The 19008-nt window shown below is 73.2% G+C and carries 18 protein-coding genes; 6 read left to right on the top strand and 12 right to left on the bottom strand.

Annotated features, from left to right (window positions below; all coding sequences use genetic code 11):
- Positions 1-61: 61 nt before the first annotated feature.
- The 6 genes from ACFYXE_RS21260 to ACFYXE_RS21235 all read right to left on the bottom strand — a co-directional run bounded on the left by ACFYXE_RS21260 (position 62) and on the right by ACFYXE_RS21235 (position 5470).
- Positions 62-1084 (bottom strand): FecCD family ABC transporter permease, encoded by a 1023-nt coding sequence (locus ACFYXE_RS21260; RefSeq protein ID WP_389314515.1) that lies wholly within the window; start codon positions 1082-1084, stop codon positions 62-64.
- A complete protein-coding gene (locus ACFYXE_RS21255; RefSeq protein ID WP_389314513.1) occupies positions 1081-2079 on the bottom strand; it encodes an ABC transporter substrate-binding protein in 999 nt (332 codons plus the stop codon). The genes ACFYXE_RS21260 and ACFYXE_RS21255 overlap by 4 nt, the downstream gene beginning before the upstream one ends.
- Positions 2080-2178: 99 nt before the next feature.
- On the bottom strand, positions 2179-3030 hold the full coding sequence (locus ACFYXE_RS21250) for a siderophore-interacting protein (protein ID WP_389314511.1): 852 nt from the start codon (positions 3028-3030) through the stop codon (positions 2179-2181).
- On the bottom strand, positions 3027-3266 hold the full coding sequence (locus ACFYXE_RS21245; RefSeq protein WP_389314509.1) for a phosphopantetheine-binding protein: 240 nt from the start codon (positions 3264-3266) through the stop codon (positions 3027-3029). The genes ACFYXE_RS21250 and ACFYXE_RS21245 overlap by 4 nt, the downstream gene beginning before the upstream one ends.
- A gap of 471 nt (positions 3267-3737) precedes the next feature.
- The gene (locus ACFYXE_RS21240; protein ID WP_389314507.1) at positions 3738-5111 is read right to left on the bottom strand and encodes a mycothione reductase; all 1374 of its coding nucleotides are present in this window, start codon (positions 5109-5111) and stop codon (positions 3738-3740) included.
- A gap of 101 nt (positions 5112-5212) precedes the next feature.
- Positions 5213-5470 (bottom strand): hypothetical protein, encoded by a 258-nt coding sequence (locus tag ACFYXE_RS21235; RefSeq protein ID WP_389314505.1) that lies wholly within the window; start codon positions 5468-5470, stop codon positions 5213-5215.
- A gap of 587 nt (positions 5471-6057) precedes the next feature.
- On the opposite strand from ACFYXE_RS21235, the gene ACFYXE_RS21230 reads away from it, so the two are divergent.
- Both ACFYXE_RS21230 and ACFYXE_RS21225 read left to right on the top strand, forming a co-directional pair.
- Complete coding sequence (locus ACFYXE_RS21230) at positions 6058-6363, top strand: hypothetical protein (RefSeq protein ID WP_389314685.1); 306 nt, start codon at positions 6058-6060, stop codon at positions 6361-6363.
- Entirely contained in the window at positions 6264-7214 is a 951-nt protein-coding gene (locus ACFYXE_RS21225) for an alpha/beta hydrolase (protein ID WP_389314677.1), read from the top strand. The genes ACFYXE_RS21230 and ACFYXE_RS21225 overlap by 100 nt, the downstream gene beginning before the upstream one ends.
- A 27-nt stretch (positions 7215-7241) precedes the next feature.
- Here ACFYXE_RS21225 and ACFYXE_RS21220 read toward each other — a convergent pair whose 3' ends face one another.
- The gene (locus ACFYXE_RS21220) at positions 7242-8066 is read right to left on the bottom strand and encodes a heparin lyase I family protein (RefSeq protein ID WP_389314503.1); all 825 of its coding nucleotides are present in this window, start codon (positions 8064-8066) and stop codon (positions 7242-7244) included.
- A gap of 350 nt (positions 8067-8416) precedes the next feature.
- Positions 8417-9070, bottom strand: a complete 654-nt coding sequence (locus ACFYXE_RS21215; RefSeq protein ID WP_389314501.1) for a DoxX family protein — start codon at positions 9068-9070, stop codon at positions 8417-8419.
- A gap of 195 nt (positions 9071-9265) precedes the next feature.
- Here ACFYXE_RS21215 and ACFYXE_RS21210 point away from each other — a divergent pair, with 195 nt between their 5' ends.
- From ACFYXE_RS21210 to ACFYXE_RS21195, 4 genes are all read left to right on the top strand, one after another.
- Positions 9266-9415, top strand: coding sequence for a hypothetical protein (locus tag ACFYXE_RS21210; RefSeq protein ID WP_361181177.1), 150 nt, complete (start codon positions 9266-9268; stop codon positions 9413-9415).
- Between the two features lie 220 nt (positions 9416-9635).
- Entirely contained in the window at positions 9636-10208 is a 573-nt protein-coding gene (locus tag ACFYXE_RS21205; RefSeq protein ID WP_389314498.1) for a dihydrofolate reductase family protein, read from the top strand.
- Positions 10209-10266: 58 nt separating this feature from the next.
- Positions 10267-11271, top strand: coding sequence for a YdcF family protein (locus tag ACFYXE_RS21200; protein WP_389314496.1), 1005 nt, complete (start codon positions 10267-10269; stop codon positions 11269-11271).
- A gap of 342 nt (positions 11272-11613) precedes the next feature.
- A complete protein-coding gene (locus ACFYXE_RS21195) occupies positions 11614-12024 on the top strand; it encodes a hypothetical protein (protein ID WP_389314494.1) in 411 nt (136 codons plus the stop codon).
- A 42-nt stretch (positions 12025-12066) separates the two neighbouring features.
- On the opposite strand, the gene ACFYXE_RS21190 is transcribed toward ACFYXE_RS21195, so the two are convergent.
- The 4 genes from ACFYXE_RS21190 to ACFYXE_RS21175 form a co-directional block, all read right to left on the bottom strand.
- Positions 12067-13176 (bottom strand): LacI family DNA-binding transcriptional regulator, encoded by a 1110-nt coding sequence (locus ACFYXE_RS21190; RefSeq protein WP_389314492.1) that lies wholly within the window; start codon positions 13174-13176, stop codon positions 12067-12069.
- Between the two features lie 64 nt (positions 13177-13240).
- Positions 13241-15670, bottom strand: a complete 2430-nt coding sequence (locus ACFYXE_RS21185) for a beta-glucosidase (protein ID WP_389314490.1) — start codon at positions 15668-15670, stop codon at positions 13241-13243.
- A gap of 196 nt (positions 15671-15866) precedes the next feature.
- Positions 15867-17624: a discoidin domain-containing protein gene (locus tag ACFYXE_RS21180; RefSeq protein WP_389314488.1), complete on the bottom strand. Its 1758-nt coding sequence runs from the start codon at positions 17622-17624 to the stop codon at positions 15867-15869.
- Positions 17625-17804: 180 nt separating this feature from the next.
- Positions 17805-18905 carry a DUF1996 domain-containing protein gene (locus tag ACFYXE_RS21175; protein WP_389314486.1) on the bottom strand — a complete coding sequence of 367 codons (1101 nt, stop codon included), beginning with the start codon at positions 18903-18905 and terminating at the stop codon, positions 17805-17807.
- Positions 18906-19008 lie beyond the last annotated feature (103 nt).

The following is a 19008-nucleotide window of genomic DNA, read 5'->3' as shown; positions in this document are numbered from 1 at the left end:
ACGAGGCGACGGTCGATCCGCAGGGCGCGGATGCCGGCGGGGGCTTTCCGTACGGAGGTGCTCACAGCGACCCCGCCCCGTGGCGCCGGACGGCCCAGATCAGCATCGGGCCGCCGAGGAAGGCGGTCACGATGGCCACCGGCACCTCGCCGGTGGGCAGCAGCACCCGCGACCCGATGTCGGCGACGAGCAGCAGGACCGGGCCGAGCACCATCGTGTAGAGGATCAGCCAGGGCACGGAGCCGCCGGCGGGTCTGCGGGCCAGGTGTGGCACGATCAGGCCGACGAACAGGATCGGGCCCGCGACCGCCGTGGCGGCGCCGCTGAGCACGGTGATCAGGACGAGGGCGGCGGTCCGCACGCGGCCGACCTTCGCGCCCAGGGTGTGCGCCACGGTCTCGCCGAGGGTGAGGGCGTTGAGCGCCCGGCTCAGCAGCAGCGCGCCGAGCAGGGCGAGTCCGATGACGGTCAACGGCAGGGCGAGGGGGGCCTGTTCGCGGGCCGCGAGGGATCCGACCGACCAGAAGCGGTAGGCGTCGAAGGTGTCGGGGAGCATCAGTCGCATGCCGAGGGCGACGCCGCCGAGGACCGCGGTCAGGGCCACGCCGGCGAGCACCAGGCGCAGCGGCGAGTGGCGTCCGACGGCGGCGACGAGCAGGGCGGCGAGGACGGCGCCGACGACGGCGAAGCCCAGTTCGCCCGCCTGATGGGTGGTCAGGCCGAGCGCGGAGCCGAGGGTGACGGCGAACCCGGCGCCCGCGGTGACCCCGAGGATGCCGGGCTCGGCCAGCGGGTTGCGGGCCAGCGTCTGGATCAGCGCGCCCGCCACCGCGAGGGCGGCGCCCACCGCGATGGCGAGCAACGCCCGCGGTGCCCGGACGTCCCGCACGATGACGTGGTCGTCGGTGCCCCGGTAGTCGAACAGTGCCCGCACGACCTCGCCGGGTGCCACCGAGCGGGCGCCGATGCCGATGCTGAGCACGGCGACGGCGGCCAGCAGGACCAGACCGGCGACGAGCAGGCCGATCCGGGGGACGGCCCGCCGGGTTCCGGGCGCCGCGGCGGCGCGGCCCGCGACGGTCACCGCTTCAGCAGCGGCGCGAACGACGTGTCGATCGCGTCCAGGGTCTTCATGGCCTGCCCGTAGGTCGCGGCCTCGGTGTAGCGCAGCGGGAAGGTCTTGCCCGCCTTGACGGCGGGCAGGTTCTTCCACAGCTTGGAGTCCATGACGTACTTGACCGGCTTGGGCACGCTGCCGTCGGGGTTGACCGAGTAGGTGAGGGCGTCGGCCTTGCCGAACGCGGCGGGGAGTTCCTCGATGGAGGGGTACTCGCTGACCGCCTTGGAGCCGGGACCCGGCTCCTTGACCTTGCCGTAGTACGTCGCGCCGACGTCCTGGGCGATGTTGGTGCCCCAGGAGCCGCCGAACTCGCGCTGGAAGGTGCCCTTGGCGGTCTCGCCGTAGGCGCCGACGTGGCCGAGCTTCAGGCCGGGCAGGACGTCCTTGTACTTCTTGGCGAGGGCGTCGGCCTTGGCCTCGTACCTGTCCTTGGCGACGTCGTACTTCTTGAGGGCGCCGGCCGCGTCGGACTGCTTGTGGGTCAGCTTGCGCCAGGCGGAGGGCACGGTCGGGCCGATGGCGACGACCGGGGCGATGCCCTCCAGCCGCTTGACGTCGATATCGCCGAGGACCGGGGCGGGGACGCCGATGACGATGAGGTCGGGCTTGGCCTCGGCGATGGCCTCGTAGTTGGTCTCGGTCGCCAACTCGCCCGCCACCTTGGGGGTCTTCCGGTAGGTGGCGAGGTCCTTCTTGCTCATCATCGGCTCGCCGCGCTTCCACGAGGAGATGCCGACGAGCGGCGCGCCGCCCTCGATCATGGCCGGGACGGCGTAGCCGGTGGCCACCACACGCTTCGGGTCGTCCGGGATGGTGATCCTGCCGTTGTCGGCGGCGAACACCCGGGTCCCGCCCTTGCCGGAGGAGTCGTCGGACCCTCCGTCGGACGACCCGCATCCGGTCACCACCAGGGCCAGGGTCACGGCGCCGATGAGGCCCGACGATCTGCGTATGGACATGCGATGCTCCTCGTTACTTAGGTAAGGCTCACCTTAGTAGATGGCCCCGTCGGCAGGACAATCGGGCAGCCGTCACGCCCGCCTCGTCCGGCCGGTCGATCAGTGGTCGTCCTCGTCGAAGTCGGCGATGCCGCGCTTCCAGTAGCCGGTGATGTCGTGATCGGCCTTGTCCAGGCCCCACACGTCGCGCACCCAGCGGCGCAGGGGCTTGATCTGCCCCGCCTCGCCGGCGACCCACACGTAGAGCCGCTCCCCCGCGGGGACGGTCACCGCGGTCACGGCGCGCTCCAGGGCGCCGCCGGTGCCCGGCGGCAGGTCGCCGCGGTGCAGCCAGTGCACCTCGACGCCGTCCGGCGCGGACAGCTCGATCTCCTGTGCGGCGTCGGCGACTTCGACGAACGCCCAGCCCCGCGCGGTGCGGGGCATCTCCTCCAGCCAGCGCGCGATGGCGGGCAGGGCGGTGAGGTCACCGGCCAGCAGATAGCGGTCGTACGTGGTGGGGACGATCAGCCCGCCGGGCGGTCCCGCGATGTGCACGACGGCGCCGGGCTCGACCCGGTGCGCCCAGTCCGAGGCGAGGCCGCCGTCGTGCGGGACGATGTCGATGTCGATCTCGCCGGTGGCCGGGTCGTAGCGGCGCACCGTGTACTCGCGCGAGGTGGGGGCGGGCCGCGGCCAGCGCAGCATCGATCCGTTCCGCTCGGGCAGCCGCAACGAGCCGTCGGGTTCGGGGAAGACGAGCTTCACGTGCTCGTCCGGCGCGTGCGCCTCGAACCCCTCGGTGCCGGTCCCGCCGAGCGTCAGCCGCAGCAGGCCGGAGCCGACCATGGCGGTGCGGACGACCTCGGCCTCCCGGATGCCGATCGGGTAGCCCACCTTCTCGGCGTGCCGGCCGGCCCGGACCTCGGCGATCCGGTCCAGGTGCCGGTGGCGGTGGTCGACGCGGCTCATGCGGCACGACCCGCCAGAAGCGCGGTCCAGTGCCCCAGTTCGGGCTGCTCGGCCAGGTCGGGGAACTCCAGCGTGGCGGCCCCCGCCTCGCGCCAGCGCTGCACCAGGGTCATGATGCGCACGGAGTCGAGGCCGAGGTCGAACAGGTCCTCCTCCGGCGCAATCTCGGAGGGGTCGCAGTCGAGCAGCTCCGCGATGTCGGCGCGGACCCGCTCGGGCGACAGGGGCTGGTTCATCGGAGGACTCCTTCAAAGGCGGGCGCCGACGGCGGGTCGGCGCGTGGCGAACGGCGACCGCGCGCGGGAAGCGGCGGCCGGACCGGGGCGGTGGGGACTACGTGAGGGCGGTGGCGGGCATCCGACGCCGGGCGGCGCACGTATGCGCGTACGCCCGGCCGTGACCCGTGCACGCGCGGCGGACGACATCCTCGATCGCGGGCACTCGCCCCCCATTCACGGCCGACACGGATCTTTCCCCCCTCGCGGTTACTCAGGGCAGGCTAACCTAACTTAATCATGACGGATTCGTGAAAGCCCGCGGCCCGCGGTGTGGCCTCGCACGATGCGCCGCGTTCTGACGTCACGTCACATACCGCTCGGGAAAGGCCCCTTGAACGTGACGACGGACCGCCCCCTGCCGGGCCGAAGCGGCAGGGGGCGGTCCGTGGTGAGGTCTCGGCGCTCCCGTCGAGGGGACGTCTCCTGGTGTCAGCCGGCCGTGTCCAGGTCACGGAGGGCGTTCTCGACGACCTCGGTGAGGGCCGGGTGGATCCACAGCGGCCGTTCGGCGATCTCGCGCGCCGTCAGCCCGAAGGTCATGGCGAGGACGAGGGGCTGGATGAGAGTGGCGGCCTGGGGCCCGAACACGTGCGCTCCCAGCAGGAGCCCGGTGTCCCGGTCGGCGAGCACCTTGCAGAACCCCTGCCGGTCCTCCAGCGACCAGCCGTACGCGACGTCCTCGTACCGGCGCGATCCGACCGCGTAGGCACGGCCCTGCTCGCGGGCCTGCTGCTCGGTGAGCCCGACCTGGGCGATCTGGGGCCGGGTGAACACCGCCGAGGGAACGACGTCGTAGGTCATCGCGCGCGGGTCGTCGGGGTGCAGGAGGTTGTGGGCCACCACTTCGGCCTCGCGGTTGGCCACGTGCTTGAGGGGCGGCCCGGCCGTGATGTCACCGAGCGCCCAGACTCCGGGCGCGCTGGTGCACAGGTGGGCGTCGACCTCGATCAGGCCGTCGTCGTCACAGGTGATGCCGGCCCGGTCCAGGGCGAGGCGGTCGCTGTTCGGCTTGCGGCCGACCGCCACCAGGAGGGTGTCGGCCCGGAGCACGGAGTCGTCGTCCAGGGTGAGCCGCAGGTCGCCGGGGGCGCCCGCCACGCCGGTCAGTTCCCTGCCGAGCCGCAGGTCGTAGTCGGAGCGCACGATGTCGGTGAAGGCCTGTGCGATCGACTCGTCCTGCTCGGCGAGCAGGCTGTCCCGCTGCTCGACGACGGTGACGTGGCTGCCCGCCGAGTGGAAGACGTGCGCGAGCTCGGCGGCGATGTAGCCGCCGCCGAGCACCACGAGGCGCTCGGGCACCGCGTCGAGCCGCATCACGGTGTCGGACGTCTCGTACGGCAGTCCGGCGTCGGCGACGACCGGCGGGACCACGGGGCGGCCGCCCGCCACGACGACGATCCGGTCCGCGCTCAGTTCCTGCGTCCCGTCCTCGGTCTCCACCGCCAGCTCGCGCTCGCCGGTGAACCGGGCCCGCCCACGGTACACGGTGACGAAGTCCGAGGCCCGGCGGCCCTTCTCGCCCTCGCGCGCATCGGCGTCGAGCCGCCCGAAGACCCGCTCCTGGACGTCGGGCCACGAGATGCCGGCCAGGCTCGCCCGCACGTCGTGCCGTCCGGACTCGCGGACGCCGTCCGCGACCTCGGCCGTGACGCTGAGCATCTTGCTGGGGATGCACCCGGCGTTGAGGCAGGTGCCGCCGAAGGGGCCCGCCGAGACGACGGCGACGTCCAGGTGGGCGAAGCGGTCGTCGATCAGCGCGTTGCCGGTGCCGGCGCCGATGACGACGAGATCATGGTGTCGCATATGCGGAGGTTATCCGCGTTTGGCTCGTTCATGCCTCCGGAGCACCACCGCGGTGTCCGCAAGGTGCCGCCGCTCCCCCGGCGCGTTCCGGGAGCGAGGTCTCACAGGTGGCGCGGCGGGTTGTTCCGGATGGCCGAGCGGCGGGCCCACAGCCCGCAGCCCAGCAGGACGAGCCCGACGAGGCTGTACGCCCAGGCGTTCTCCGTACCGGTGGCGGCGCCGACACCCCAGGCCAGCGTCCACATCGCGAGCAGCAGGCACAGGGCGGTCCATGCCAGGGCCCACATCCGGTGGCGCGCTTCCAGCCGCTGCGGGGTGCCGCGCTCCATGTCCCCCAGGCCGCCGTCGGCCACCGACACGGACGGGCTTCTGTTCTCCTCATGTGGCGTCATACTCCGCCGCATGCCCCGGACTTGACGTACGAACCAGCCACGTCAGCGGCGAACCCCGGACCGCCGGCCGCCAGGGGCCCGCCCCAGCGCCCGGATCCCCCTGAACGGTCCCCGAGCCAACCCTGAAAAGCCCCTGACAAGGCCACCACGTGGGGAACGGGACCCCTAACGTGACGACGGCGCCCCGGCCGGGCCCACCCACCTGGGACCACCGCTTTCTCACGAGGAGGATTCATGCCGTCAAGGGGCAGATCCGCATGTCGGCGGATCGCCGCGCGGGGCACGGCCACGGCTGTGGGAGCCGCCCTGGCCGTCATCACCGGCCTGGCCGCCGCTCCCGTCGTCCACGCGTCGCCGCCCGCCACAGGGGCGCTGCGGTGGACACCGTGTGACGCCCCGGAGAAGCCGGGAGCCGAATGCGCCACTTTCTCGGTGCCGGTCGACTGGGCCCGTCCGGACGGGCCGAGGCTCGACCTGGCCGTGGCCCGCCGCCGAGCCGCCGACCCCGGCGCCCGGGTCGGCGGCTCGGCCCCGGCGGTCCGGGCGATTCGGGCGTGGACATGGTGGTGGACCGTGTCGACCGGTTCAGCTCCGAGGTCCGACGGCGGTTCGACGTCGTCAGCTTCGACCCGCGCGGCGTGGGCGGCAGCAACCCCGTGGCCTGCTCCGGCGACCTGCTGGCCGAGCGGCCGTCACCGGAGCTGAGGAGTCGGGCCGACTTCGACGCCACCCTGGCGTACAACGCACGGCTCCGCGCCGACTGCCGCGCCCGGACCGGCCCGGTGTTCGACCACCTCGACACCGCCCAGACGGTCCGGGACCTGGACGCCTCCGGGCCGCCCTGGGCGAGCGGGAGCTGACCTTCCACGGCAGCTCGTACGGCACGCTGCTCGGGGCGCAGTACGCCGAGACGTATCCGCGCCGCGTGCGCGCGATGGTGCTGGAGAGCGTCATGGACCACAGCGTCCCGACCACCCGTGCGTTCCTGCGGGCCGAGGCGGACTCGGCCGAGGACTCGTTCGAGGAGTTCGTGAAGTGGTGCGACGGGGCCGCGGCCTGCGCGCTGCACGGCCGCGACGTCCGCGCCGTCTGGCAGGGCCTGGTGGCCCGGGCCGCGCGCGGCGAGCTGGAGGATCCGGCGAAGCCGGGCACCTCGCTGTCGGCTTCGGACCTGGTCAACAAGACGGCGTTCCGGAAGTTCTACGGTGCCGACTACGCGGGCCTGGCCACGGCGATCGCGGAGCGGGACGCGAGCAGACCACTGCCCGCGGCGCCCACCACGACGGCCCCGCTGCATCCGGCCACCCCGGTCTTCTGCTCCGACCGGCACCTGCCGGTGCGCGACTACCGCGAGTACGCCTCGCTCGTCGCCATGATGGACCGGGCCGCGCCCGACCTGCCCCACCTGCTGCCGATCCACATGGTGGCGGCGTGTCTGGGCGCTCCGACCGCCAACCCCCAGCACCGCCTGCACGCACCCGGCGCCCCGCCGATCCTGCTGTCCAACGCGCTGCACGACCCCGCCACCGGCCACCCGTGGGCGGTCTCGGTGGCCCGGCAACTCGGCCGCGGCGGTGTGCTCCTCACCTACGAGGGCCGGGGGCACGGCAGCGTCACCAGCGGCCCGTGCATGGAGAACGCCGTGGACGGCTACCTCACCGACCTCGCCGTCCCGCACCGCGGTACCAGGTGCCCCGCCGTGCCCTCCTGACAGCTTCACGACGCCCCCCCCTGGGCCCTAGTCGACGTCCGCCCTGGACTCCCCCATCGCCAGACCGTCGATCCAGTTGATGGACGCCGTGCTTCCATCGGTGCCCCAATAGGTGCCCCAGCGGGGCTTGTTGCCCAGGTCGTCCCAGGTGCGGGCGCCCGAACGGGACGCGATCTCCTGGCCGTCCAGGTGGACGGAGAGGGTTCCCGAACTGCCGGAGCTGGTGGTGATGCCGAGCTGGATCGCGTGCCAGGTCCCGGCCGACCAGGGGGCCGAGCCGATGGAGATCCACTCCTCGCCGGGCGCGACGTACCAGACCTTCAGCCTGCCGTCCTCCACCTTCATGATCACGGGGTAGTTCTGGCTGTGCTGGTCGTTGGTGCCGTTGGACTTCCACTGGAAGACCGTCTGGGCGTCGCCCGTCTTGGTCATCGAGTCCCAGCCGAACCAGTACGTGCTGTTGTCCCGGAAGGTGTACTCGCCGCTCGCGGTCCGCACGTTGTGCGCCTCGCAGCGGGGCACGCCGATGGGCTTGTTGAACTTGAAGATGTCGCCGCGGGAGCCGCCCCAGTTGTCGACGGTGACACTGCCCGGCGCGTCGCACAGGGTGGTGCCGAAGACGTCGAGGCCGTGGGAGGCGTCACCGTCCCACAGGACGCTCCTGGGTGACGCCGCCCCGTCGCCGCGCGCGGGCGGCGCGTCGGTCCGGGCGGCGGCGTGCCGTACGGCCTGCGGCGGGCCGGTGGGGGCGGCCGGGTTGCCGAAGGAGTCGGGGGCGGTGACGGCCCAGGCGGCGAGGGCCGCGGCGAGGACGCCGCCTGCCGAGGTCAGGGTCTTCCCGGTGCGTTTCACTGCGTGCTCCTGCGCGTCGGGGGTGGGGGGATCGGCCCGTCGGCCGTGCGCGGCGGACCGCCCCGCGGCTACCGGGGACGGGCGCGCGGACGGCACGGCCGGTGCCGTGCGCGCGGCGCGGCGCGCCTCGCGGGCAAGAGAGTGTCACCAGCTCGCGGCGGCAGCAAGCGCTTGCACAACAGTGGTCTCAACCCTTCACGACTCCGGCGCGTCCGACGCCCGCGCGTCACCCGTCGGGCACCTCCCCGGCACCGCGGGCCCGACCCGTCCGTCGCCGGGCAGGCGTGACGGCGCGTCACCGGCCTTCCTGCCGGTGACGCGCCGTCGGGTCGAAGCGTCGCAGCCGCCCCTCACCGGTGCCGGGCGACCGCCTCCTGCGCGCTGCCGGACAGCGAGCGGACCGCCCCGGCGGCGTTCCCCGCGGCACCGGTCACCGCCTCCGCGGCCCCGCTCACCGCACCCGTCACCGCGTCCGCCGCCCCACTGACGGCGCCGGTGACCGCGTCCGCCGCGCCGCTCAGCGCGCCCGTGGCGTCGCGCCCGGTGCGCCGGACCGTGCGCCGCCCGCTCGTGGCCGCCGCGCGGGTGCGGTAGGCCACCGACGGCTTCCCGTGCGTGTCGGCGGCCGCGATCAGCAGCCCGCCGAAGAGCGAGAGGTTCTTGACGAACTGGGTCCGCTGGGCGGCCCGTTCCTCCGGGTCCTTCTCCTTCCACCAGGCGTGGCCGGCCAGCGTGGTCGGCACCAGCGAGCCCGCGAGGGCGAGCGCGGCCACCCGCGGCAGGCGTCCGGTCGCCAGCATCAGCCCGGCGCCCAGCTGCACGGCGCCGTTGATGCGGACCAGCCGCTCGGGGTCGTCGGTGAGCCAGGGGATCCGGGAGCTGACCGGCACCGCGACGGGCTCCGCGACGGGCGCGAGGGCCTGCGGGCTCCTGACGGTCCGCAGCCCTCCCGTGACGAAGACGGACGCGAGCAGCGGACGTGCGCATTTCCTGAGAACAGCCATGCCATCCGGCTTCCCTCAACGCGGTCGCTCAGACACGATTCACGGTGGCGCGTTGGCCGTGCCGCGACGGCCGGCGGCCGGTGTGCCGCACGCCGGTCCGCCTCCGGCCGCATCACGGGGTCAGCTCCGGGTACCGGAACGGGGACGGAAAACCGACACCCCGCCGCCACGGCGGTGAGAGCCCGGGAGGACCTCATGGCCGGACTGTTCGCACGGATCAAGGCATACAGCCGCACACCGCAGGGCCGACGGACGGTGGAGGGCGTGCGGCGCGCCGCCGCCGACCCGCGCAAGCGCGCCCAGGCCCGCTCGCTCCTGTCCCGCCTGCGCGGCGGTCGCCGCTGAACCGGGGCCGGAGCCGACGGACGACATGCGAGCAGATTCCCCTGGTCCTGCCCTCGTCCCACCGATGTCGATCCACCGATGTCCATCCACCGATGTCGATGAGTTTCTCCTCGCTCCACGGTCTTGAATGACAGGTGGTGCACACCTCGGCCGCGCGGGCGGCCGACCGAGCGCCGGCCGCCCGTACCGAGCAGCACACCAGGACCCCAGGAGATCTCCCATGCGCACCCTGATCAGCACCGCCTTCGTCTCGCTCGACGGAGTGATGGAGGCCCCCGGTGGCGAGCCCGGCTACCGCAACTCCGGCTGGACCTTCAAGGACGTCGAGTTCCTCCCGGAGGCCTTCGAGATCAAGGGCCGGGAGCAGCAGGAGGCGGCCGCGATGATGATGGGCCGCCTCAGCTACGAGGCGTTCAGCCCCGTCTGGCCGGGCATGGAGGACTTCGCCGGCTACAAGGTGATGCCGAAGTTCGTCGTCTCCACGACCCTCGGCGAGCAGGACCTCGTCGACGACTGGGGCGAGACCACGATCCTGCGCACCCTCGACGACGTCGCCGCCCTCAAGGAGACCGAGGGCGGCCCGATCATCATCCACGGCAGCGCCTCCCTCACCCGCGACCTCGCGGACGCCGATCTGATCGACCGCTACCACCTGCTGGTCTTCCCGCTGCTGCTCGGCGCGGGCAAGCGGCTGTTCAGCGGCACCGACAAGGACACCCAGAAGCTGCGCCTGGTCGAGCACGAGGCGTACGGGAACGGCCTGCAGAAGAACGTGTTCGACGTCGTGCGCTGACGGGCCGGGCTGACAGGCCGGGGGACGCGGGTCCGGGGCGTGGACCTACTCTGTGCGGATGTTGCTCTACGCCCCGGCGGCCCTGCTCTTCCTCGTCTTCTGCTGGCGGATGGTGCGCGAGCGCCGCCGCTTCGGCAACGCCGTGTACCTGGGGCTCGCCGTGCTCAGCGCCCTCGCGGCCTGGATGTTCGACCTGGTCAGCTCCGGGTCGACGGCGGGACGTGTCGGCGCCGCCGCGCTGCTGGGCCTGATGGCCGTCGGTCTCCTCGTGCTGGTGTGCCTGCTGTTCGTCAACGGCCTGCAGATGCTGCGCAAGGAGGGCAGGAGCCCCGCCAACCTGCTGTCGCTGATGGGCGCGCTGGGCATCGTCGGGGTGGTGGCGCTGGTCGTGACCGCGGCCGTGCTGCGCACGCCGGTCCTGGTCGGCGTGGGCGTGGCGGCGCTCGGCCTCACCTGCTACCTCTCGTTCCTCTTCCTGAGCTTCGTGGCTTACGCGTTCCTGTACGGCAGGCTCCGGGTGCGCCGCAAGGCCGACTACGTGGTCGTGCTCGGCTCCGGGCTGATCGGCGGCTCCAAGGTGCCGCCGCTGCTGGCCAGCCGCCTGCTGCGGGCCCAGTCGGTGCACACGCGGCTCACCGAGCGCGGCGGCACCCCGGTACTCATCACCTCGGGCGGTCAGGGACCGGACGAGCACCTGCCGGAATCCCACGCCATGGCCGACTACCTGACGGAGCGTGGCTTCCCCGCCGACCTCATCGAGCGTGAGGACCGGTCGACGACGACCGAGGAGAACCTGCGGTTCAGCAAGGCGATCATGGAGAAGGGCGATCCCGGCTACCGGTGCGTGATCGTGACGAACAACTACCACGCCTTCCGGACCGCGCTCACCGCGCGCCGGACGGGGGTCAGGGGCCAGGTCGTCGGCTCGACCACGGCGGCGTACTTCTGGCCCAACGCGACGATCCGTGAGTTCGTCGCCGTACTCGTCGACTACAAGCGGACGAACATCGCCGTGGGCCTGCTGTTCGTCCTCGGCGGCGTCCTGGCCTGGGCCCTGCGCTGAGCGGGCCGTCCGGGCCGGATGGAGGGACGGGCCGGGATGTGCGGGACGGGCCGGGACGTGCGGGACGCCGCGCCGGGCCCGGCGGTGCCGGGCTCGCGTGAGCGGCCGCAGCCCTGTCCCACGAAGGCGCGGCCGCTCCGCTCGGAGGTGGGACCGCCCACTGACCTTTCAGCGGCCCCGGCAGGATGTCACCCCTGCACTGGGGCGCCTGCCCACAGCCGATCCGCTTACACGTACGTGTCGCTCCCGACCTTCTCGCATGTTCCGCATGTCATTTCAGTGCAATTGCGGCTTTTCTTCCTACGGTGAGCGGGTCGTGCCCCACGCTCACCTGGAGTGCTCATGCGTCCTGCCCTGACCCGTACCGTCACCCTGGCCACCGGCCTGCTGCTCTGCGCCGCTCCCCTGACGACGGCCCCGGCCGCCGCCGCGCCGGGGGCCGACGCACCCGCGCACGTGCGCCAGGCGCCGCCCAAGAAGCCGACGCTGACCGCCAAGGCCACCGTGAAGTCCATCCCCGCCTGGCACCAGTTCCGGGTCTACGGATCCAGCACCCGGATGCGGGCGGGCACGCAGGTGACGCTGCAGCAGCTCCAGAAGAAGCGCGGCTGGGTGTCGCTGCCGATCCGGATGCACACCAACCGGGCCGGCGCCTACAACCTGCGCGTCAAGCTCGGCATCAAGGGGCTGAACAAGATCCGCATCGTCGGCGGGAGCGCGGTGTCCAACGTCGTACAGGTCTCCATCCGCTGACGCGGCCGACCGACTGCCCGGCCGGCGCGGGACGGGCCGCCGTCAGGTGGAGTCCCGCACCACGAGCTCCGGCTCGAAGATCAACGACGTCGGTTCGGTGCGGCTGCCCTGGACGTGTTCCTGGAGCAGCCGCGCCATGGCGGCGGTCATCTCCTCGACCGGCTGCCGCACGGTGGTCAGCGGCGGGCGGCAGGTGACGGCGACGCTGGAGTCGTCGAATCCCACCACGGCCACGTCCTGCGGCACGCCCCGGCCCCGCTCCCGCAGGAGCTCGCAGACTCCCTGGGCCATCAGGTCGTTCGCGACGAACACCCCGTCCAGGCCGGGGTGTTCGGCCAGCAGCCGCGCCATCGCCTCCGCGCCGCTCTCCCGGGTGAAGCCGCCTTCGGCGATCGGCACGTACGCCGTTCCCGCGCGCTCCAGCGCCGCCCGGAAACCGGCCAGCCGCTCCTGTCCCGCCGGCAGGTCCAGCGGGCCCGTGACGGTTGCGAGCCTGCGCCGGCCGCGCGCCAGCAGATGCTCCGCCGCCAGCCGCCCGCCCTCGCGGTGCGCCAGATCGACGTAGCTGATCGGGACGGGCCTGGCGGGCCGCGCGAAGCACACCGCGGGCAGCCCCTCGGCGACGAGCCGGCCGGGCAGCGGATCCTGCGCGTGCGTGGACACCACGAGGGCGCCGTCGGCGCTGCCCTGCCGGAGGAACCCGGTGACCTGCCGCCTGGCCGCCTCGCTGTCGGCGACCATCAGGACCGGGTGCATCGACCGCGGCCGCAGATACCCGACCACGCCGCTGACCACGCGCCCGAAGAAGGGGTCCGCGAACACCCGGGCCGCGAAGGCGTTCTGCGGGCCCCCGTCCGGCCGGTCCGGGGCGGTGGACGGGTCGCCGCCGGGCTCGCCGCCCGGGCGCCCGCCCTCTTCCTCGTTCTCCTCGCCCGCACCCGAGATGACCAGGGCGATGGTCTCCGTGCGCCGGGTGACCAGGGAGCGTGCCGCCCGGTTGGGCGCGTAGCCGGTGCGCTCGATCGCCTCGCGGACCACGTCCCTGATGGCCGGGTCCACGTTGCGCACCCCGTTGATCACCCGGGACACCGTCGCCCGGGAGACCCCCGCCTCCCGTGCCACGTCCTCGAGCGTCAGCGACTGTCTCTCCATGCGTGCACTCTAACTTCCCTGCGCAGCAAGGAGATAGAGCGCTCTCCCATCGTGGGACCGCTGGTCATGGGCCGTCCCGGAGGTCCACGTCGACGGTGAGCGGCAGGTCCCCCGCGCTGCGGCCCACCCGGACGGTGAACCGGCCCGGTTCCGTCCGCCAGGCACCGGCGGCCGTCGACCAGTGGCGTGCGGCGCGTCCGGGAACGCGGACGACGGCCTCCACCGTCTCGCCCGGCGCGGCCGTCACCGCGGTGTGGCCCGCCAGCCACAGGACCGGCCGCTCGACGGCGGAGTCCGGCCGGGACAGGTACGCCTGGACGACCTCGCGCCCCGTGCGGCCACCGGTGTTGCGCAGCCGCACGCGCACGCCGAAGTCGTCGCCCGCCCGCACCACGGCCGGGGCCTCGGCCCGCTCGTACGCCCAGGTCGTGTAGCCCAGGCCGTGGCCGAACCAGTACGCGGGGGTGCGGCCCGCGCGCAGCCACGCCCGGTGGCCGATGTGCAGCCCTTCCGGGTACGCGAGGGTGTCGTTCGCGGGGACGGTGTCGCTGACCGGCGCGTCCTGGAGCCGGGCGCCCCAGGTGGTGGGCAGGCGGCCGCCGGGCTCGGCCCGGCCGAAGAGGACGTCGGCGAGCGCGGCGCCCGCTTCCTGGCCGGGGAACCAGGTGAGCAGCACGGCCGCGGGCGTCTCGCGCCAGGGCAGTTCGACGGGCCCGCCCGCGTTGACGACCACCACGGTGCGCCGGTTGGCGGCCGCGACGGCGGCGACCAGCTCGTCCTGGTGGCCCGGCAGGGCGAGCGAGGCGCGGTCGTGGCCCTCCGCCTCGCTGCCCTCGGTGGTGCCGACCACGACGACGGCCACGTCGGCCCGGCGGGCGGTGTCGACGGCCCGGGCGATCGCCCGGCGCGGGTCCGGGGCGGGCGGTGCGGCGGTGACGATCGTGGCGCGCCCGGTGTCCGGAGCCAGTTCCCGCCGCGCCACCACGAGGACCGGCTCGCCCCGGCCGAGCTCGGCCCGCCCGTACTGGCAGGGCGGTGCGACGTGGACGACGGCCGGGTCGTCCGTGCGGCGCGGGAAAGTGCCGTCGAGGACCGTCCGCCCGCCGACGCTCAGCGACATCCGGCCGAAGCCGCCGATGCCGAAGGACCACGCTCCCGCCGCCTCGGGGGTCAGCCGGGCGCGGATCTCCACGGTGTGCGCGCCCGGCACGAGGGTCGGCTCCAACAGCCGCCCCGTGGTGCGGTGTTCGGCGTACAGCTCGTGGCCGTCGGCGTCGAGCATGCGGAGCAGGACGCCGGGGGCACCCGTGCGGGGGTCGGTGCAGTTCCCGGTGCCCAGCGCGGCGGGCGGGGCGCCGGTGGCCGGGCCGGGGGCGTACCGGACCCGGGCCCTGCCGGGCAGCCGGCGTTCGATGCCGTCCAGCGGCGTGACGACATGGGCGGGGTGGACGCCCGCGCTGCCGCCGCCCTGGACCCGGGGGCGTACGGCATGGGTGCCGATGACCGCCAGCGTGCCGATCTCCGTCTCGCGCAGGGGCAGGAGGCCCGTGTTGCGCAGCAGGACGGTACCGGCCGCCGCGGCGCGGCGCAGCAGACGGCGGGCGTCGGGGGCGGGCGCGGCCGGGCGGGGCCGGCGAGGTTCGAGCGCGCCGACGCGCCGGGCCAGGCGCAGCACCCGGAGGACTTTGTCGTCGACGGCTTCCTGGGTGACACGGCCCGCGCGGACGGCGTCGAGGAGCGCCTCGCCCCAGGGCCCGGCCGGGCCCGGCATGGCGAGGTCGAGGCCCGCGGCCGCGGTGTCGGCCGTCGTGCGGGTGGCACCCCAGTCCGAGAGCACGACCCCGTCGAACTCCCAGTCGTCCTTCAGGGGGTGGGCGAGCAGCGGGCTGGCCGTCATCGTGGCCCCGTTGACCCGGTTGTAGCCGGCCATCACCGCCCAGGCCCCGGCCCGCACCGCCGCCTCGAAGGGGGCGAGGTACACCTCGCGCAGGGTCCGCTCGCAGACCTGGACGTCCACGGTCATGCGCCCCGTCTCGGAGTCGTTGGCCACGTAGTGCTTGGCGGTGGCGGCGACGCCGTGCGCCTGGATGCCGCGGACCAGGGCGGCGCCGGTCCGCCCGGCCAGTTCCGGGTCCTCGGCGGGACATTCGAAGTGGCGGCCGCCCAGCGGCGAGCGGTGCAGGTTCAGGGTGGGGGCGAGGACGACGTGGACGCCCTTGCGCCGTGCCTCGTGCGCGAGGAGCCCGCCGATCTCCTCGACCAGCCGGTCGTCCCACAGGGCCGCGAGCGCCGACATCGACGGGAGCAGGGCGGAGGTCTCCCGCTCGTCCCAGGACTCGCCGCGGACGCCCGCGGGTCCGTCCGACATGACCATCTGCGCGAGGCCGACGGCCGGTTCGGCGTGGGTGCGCCAGGTCGACGCGCCGGTCAGCAGCCGCACCTTCTCTTCCGGACCCAGCTTGTCGACCAGCCGGACCAGTTCCTCGTCGGTCATCCGCACCGCCTTCCGGGCCCTCGGGCCGAGATCGTGGGAGAGCGCTCTCCTCGTACGGGCCCTCCTGGGCCTCGTGGGGACGTGGTGCTGAGGGGGCCGTCGCGGGGCGGGGCGTGCTGGGTCCGCGACGGCCCGTTCCCCCGTGCGGCGGCTCCTGGGGGAGGTCCGCCGCACGGGGGCGTTCAGGGGGCCGGGCTCAGCTGTAGACGCCGAACTCGTAGAGGGAGTAGCCCCATCCGGTGCCGCGGGCGGTGCCGTGGACGCGGACGTAGCGGCCGGTGCCGCTGACGTCGAAGTCGTCGATGCCGCCGTTGCCGTCGCGCACCTCGTGGACGGTCCGCCAGTTCTGCCCGTCGTCGGAGGTCTGGAGGGTGTACGCCTTCGCGTACGAGGTCTCCCAGTTGAGCTGGACGTGCTTGAAGCTCCGGCGGGAGCCGAGGTCGACCTGGAGCCACTGGGGGTCGCTCCAGTCGCTGGCCCAGCGGGTCGTCACCTTGCCGTCGACGGCACCTGCGGCGGTGCAGGGGCAGTCGCCGCCGCCCTGCTGGGCCGAGGAGGCCGTCGCGGGCCGGCCCAGGGCGATGTTCGTGCCGTTGACCGGCGGGGCGACCACGCGCACCGAACGGGTCTCGACGCCCACGTTGCCCTTGCCGTCGGTGACCTTGACGTAGATCTTCCAGGGGCCGGTGCGGTCGGGTGCGGTGACCTTCAGGCGGCCGGAGCCCTCATGGGTGAAGCGCAGGGGCGTGAGGTTCTTGTCCTTGTCGATGTACATGCTGTTGCCGAGGACCTCGTAGCTCAGGGCGTCCCCGTCGGGGTCGGTCGTCCGCGTGGTGAGGGTGAGCGTGCCGCCCGCGGGCACCTTCGCGGCGTCCCCCTCGACGTTCATCTCGGAGATGACCGGCGGGGTGTTGTCGCCCGCGGTGCTCGCGCCGTAGGCCCGCTTCACCGCGTAGTAGGAGAGGCGCTTCTGGCCGGCGGGCAGCAGGTTGAACCAGATGCCGCCGAAGTCGTACTCGGTCCCGTAGTGGAACAGCGTGGCGCCGAGCGCGACGCCCTTGTGTCCGGTGACGCAGTTCCAGGCCTTGGTGTAGCCGTCGGCCTTGGCGCGGTCGGTGGGCTCCGTGGGGACGCCGTTGGCGTCGTCGGGCACCTCCCACTCCCCGGCGGGACCCGACTCGGTGACGATGTACGGCTTGGTGTAACCGCCCTGCTGCCAGGCGGACTTGATGTCGCAGACCGCGTTGTAGGAGTTCACCGCGTACAGGTCGAGGTCGGGTGCGTTCTTCTTGTAGTAGGGCCAGGCGCCGGTCCACGCGTCGGTCGAGGTGACCGGGTGGTCCGGGTCGACGGCGTGGATCTTCTTGGCGACGTCGTTGACGAAGGTGGTGTAGGCGTCACGCTGACGCTCCAGCTCGGCGCCGGTGTAGCAGTTCTGCAGGCCCAGCACCGACTCGTTGCCGACGTTCCACATGAGCACCCCGGGGTGGCTCTTGTAGGTCTGCACCCACTTCGGGAACTCCTCCAGCATCTGGTTCTTGTACGTGGTGTCGGTGAGGTAGTTGACGCAGCCGCCGCTGCCGGGGCCGCCGCCCGGCTGCAGCCAGAAGCCGGCGATCACCTTGACGCCGTTGGCCGCCGCCGAGTCGAACAGCGGCTTGCTGGAGGCGTCGGTGCCCCAGGTGCGGATCGTGTTGACGCCCATGGACTTCACGTCGGGCATGTACTTGTCGGCGTCGGCGACGGAGGGTCCCCAGGTCAGGCCCTTGACCTGGTACGGCGAACCGTTCACGGACAACTGCCAGTTGCCCTGCGATCCGGTCACCTTGACGACGTTGCCTGCGGCCGTCGCCTGCTGGGCGGGCAGCGCGAGGGCGCCGGTGCTGAGCAGGGCGACCGTGAGCGGTACGGCGAGGCGTCTGCTCGCCGGTCGGGCTGCGCGGACTGTGGGCATGCGGGTGTCTCCTGTGGGGGTGGGGCGAGGGGGTGGTGCGCCGGGGCGGGGTGCGGCGGCGCGCGGGCACTCCGGGGTGGGCAGGGGGGAGCCTGTCCACCCCGGGGTGCGGGGCCGGAGTGGGCCGGTGCGCCCGGGGGCGGGCGCGGCGGAGCGGGCCCGCCGGTCAGTCGGGGGCGGTCACGGCAGTTCGTAGTTCTCGTCGAGCGCCGCGCCCGCCTCGGGGTGCGTCTCGTCGTACCCGCGGGCGTTGCACTGCAGCCCGCCGACGACACAGTGGTCGACCAGCGCCTTGAGGGTCGGGGCGTCCCACGCGTTGAAGAAGTCGTAGTGGAACGAGTAGCCCGCGCCGCTCGCCAGTCGCACCTGTGACATGTCGCCGTTGACGGGCCACGCCATCTTGAACTCGATCATGGGCAGCGCGACCGGGTGGGACGACGGGCAGACGTTGTCGTTCGTGCCCGGCTTCACCGTCGGGTAGGACATGTGGCTCTGGTGGTCCGGGGTGTCCAGGTGCTTGCCGTCCCAGCAGCTGGGCGCCTGGAACCGAATGTTGAGCTGGACGTCCCGCGCGGTGGGACAGTTCTTGGGGATGTCGACGTTGAAGAAGCTGTCCCCGCACTCCCAGCCCTCGACGAAGCCGGGGTGACGGCGGAACTCCTCCGCGCTCTGCAGGGGGCTGCCGACGACGTAGCGCAGCCCCTCCGGGAACGGGCGCACGCTGGTGTAGTCGGTGACGCCGGCCTTGTAGTAGATGACCTGGGGACCCACCGGCAGCACCGGCGTGTTCCCCTTGAACAGGGTGGGCATCCAGTACGCGGACTTGTCGCCGGGCGCCTTGCAGGTGGTGTTCCCCCGCTTCAGGGAGTCCGTGGTGGTGCGGGCGTCCGTGGTCGTGTTGCCCATGAAGGTGTGGTCGTGCGACTTGCCCGGCTGGTTCGGGTAGACGATCGGGTCGTCGGGCCTGGTGTGCGACACCGAGCAGTTGGCCTGGAACTCGTGGAAGTAGCGGTGGGGCGGCGCCTTCACCGCCGGCTTCACGCCGGTGACCGGCGCTTTCGCCATGATGAAGCCGTCGCTGTCGCGGTCCTCCGCCGAGACGGCGGTGGACGGCGCCATGGTGTGCCCCTGGTGCGCGGAGTGCGCGGGGGCACCGGCGGACGTTCGGGCCCGTGCGGGGGCGTTGTCGGCTCCCGATGCCATCCCGGCCACCCCCAGCGAGGTCGCGAGGAGTGCGCCGGACATCAGTAACCCTGAGATGATCTTCGATCTCCGTGCCATGGAGACCTCCTGCCACGTCAGAAACGGACTGCGGTGGGGGCGGGCGGGGCGGACGTGGGGGCGAACCGTCCGCCGCCACCCGCGAACCATGGGTCCCCCGGCT

This window comes from Streptomyces sp. NPDC002564, from assembly GCF_042889645.1.
Taxonomy (GTDB): Bacteria; Actinomycetota; Actinomycetes; order Streptomycetales; family Streptomycetaceae; genus Streptomyces.
This window is presented reverse-complemented; position numbering and strand designations above follow the sequence as displayed.

Bases quoted from the DNA above. Each gene is read 5' to 3' on its own strand.
- ACFYXE_RS21200 (WP_389314496.1), top strand. From the start codon at position 10,267: ATGTTGCTCTACGCCCCGGCGGCCCTGCTCTTCCTCGTCTTCTGCTGG.
- ACFYXE_RS21185 (WP_389314490.1), bottom strand. From the start codon at position 15,670: ATGACCGACGAGGAACTGGTCCGGCTGGTCGACAAGCTGGGTCCGGAA.
- ACFYXE_RS21240 (WP_389314507.1), bottom strand. From the start codon at position 5,111: ATGCGACACCATGATCTCGTCGTCATCGGCGCCGGCACCGGCAACGCG.
- ACFYXE_RS21255 (WP_389314513.1), bottom strand. From the start codon at position 2,079: ATGTCCATACGCAGATCGTCGGGCCTCATCGGCGCCGTGACCCTGGCC.
- ACFYXE_RS21175 (WP_389314486.1), bottom strand. From the start codon at position 18,905: ATGGCACGGAGATCGAAGATCATCTCAGGGTTACTGATGTCCGGCGCA.
- ACFYXE_RS21215 (WP_389314501.1), bottom strand. From the start codon at position 9,070: ATGGCTGTTCTCAGGAAATGCGCACGTCCGCTGCTCGCGTCCGTCTTC.
- ACFYXE_RS21180 (WP_389314488.1), bottom strand. From the start codon at position 17,624: ATGCCCACAGTCCGCGCAGCCCGACCGGCGAGCAGACGCCTCGCCGTA.
- ACFYXE_RS21210 (WP_361181177.1), top strand. From the start codon at position 9,266: ATGGCCGGACTGTTCGCACGGATCAAGGCATACAGCCGCACACCGCAG.
- ACFYXE_RS21250 (WP_389314511.1), bottom strand. From the start codon at position 3,030: ATGAGCCGCGTCGACCACCGCCACCGGCACCTGGACCGGATCGCCGAG.
- ACFYXE_RS21205 (WP_389314498.1), top strand. From the start codon at position 9,636: ATGCGCACCCTGATCAGCACCGCCTTCGTCTCGCTCGACGGAGTGATG.
- ACFYXE_RS21195 (WP_389314494.1), top strand. From the start codon at position 11,614: ATGCGTCCTGCCCTGACCCGTACCGTCACCCTGGCCACCGGCCTGCTG.
- ACFYXE_RS21190 (WP_389314492.1), bottom strand. From the start codon at position 13,176: ATGGAGAGACAGTCGCTGACGCTCGAGGACGTGGCACGGGAGGCGGGG.
- ACFYXE_RS21245 (WP_389314509.1), bottom strand. From the start codon at position 3,266: ATGAACCAGCCCCTGTCGCCCGAGCGGGTCCGCGCCGACATCGCGGAG.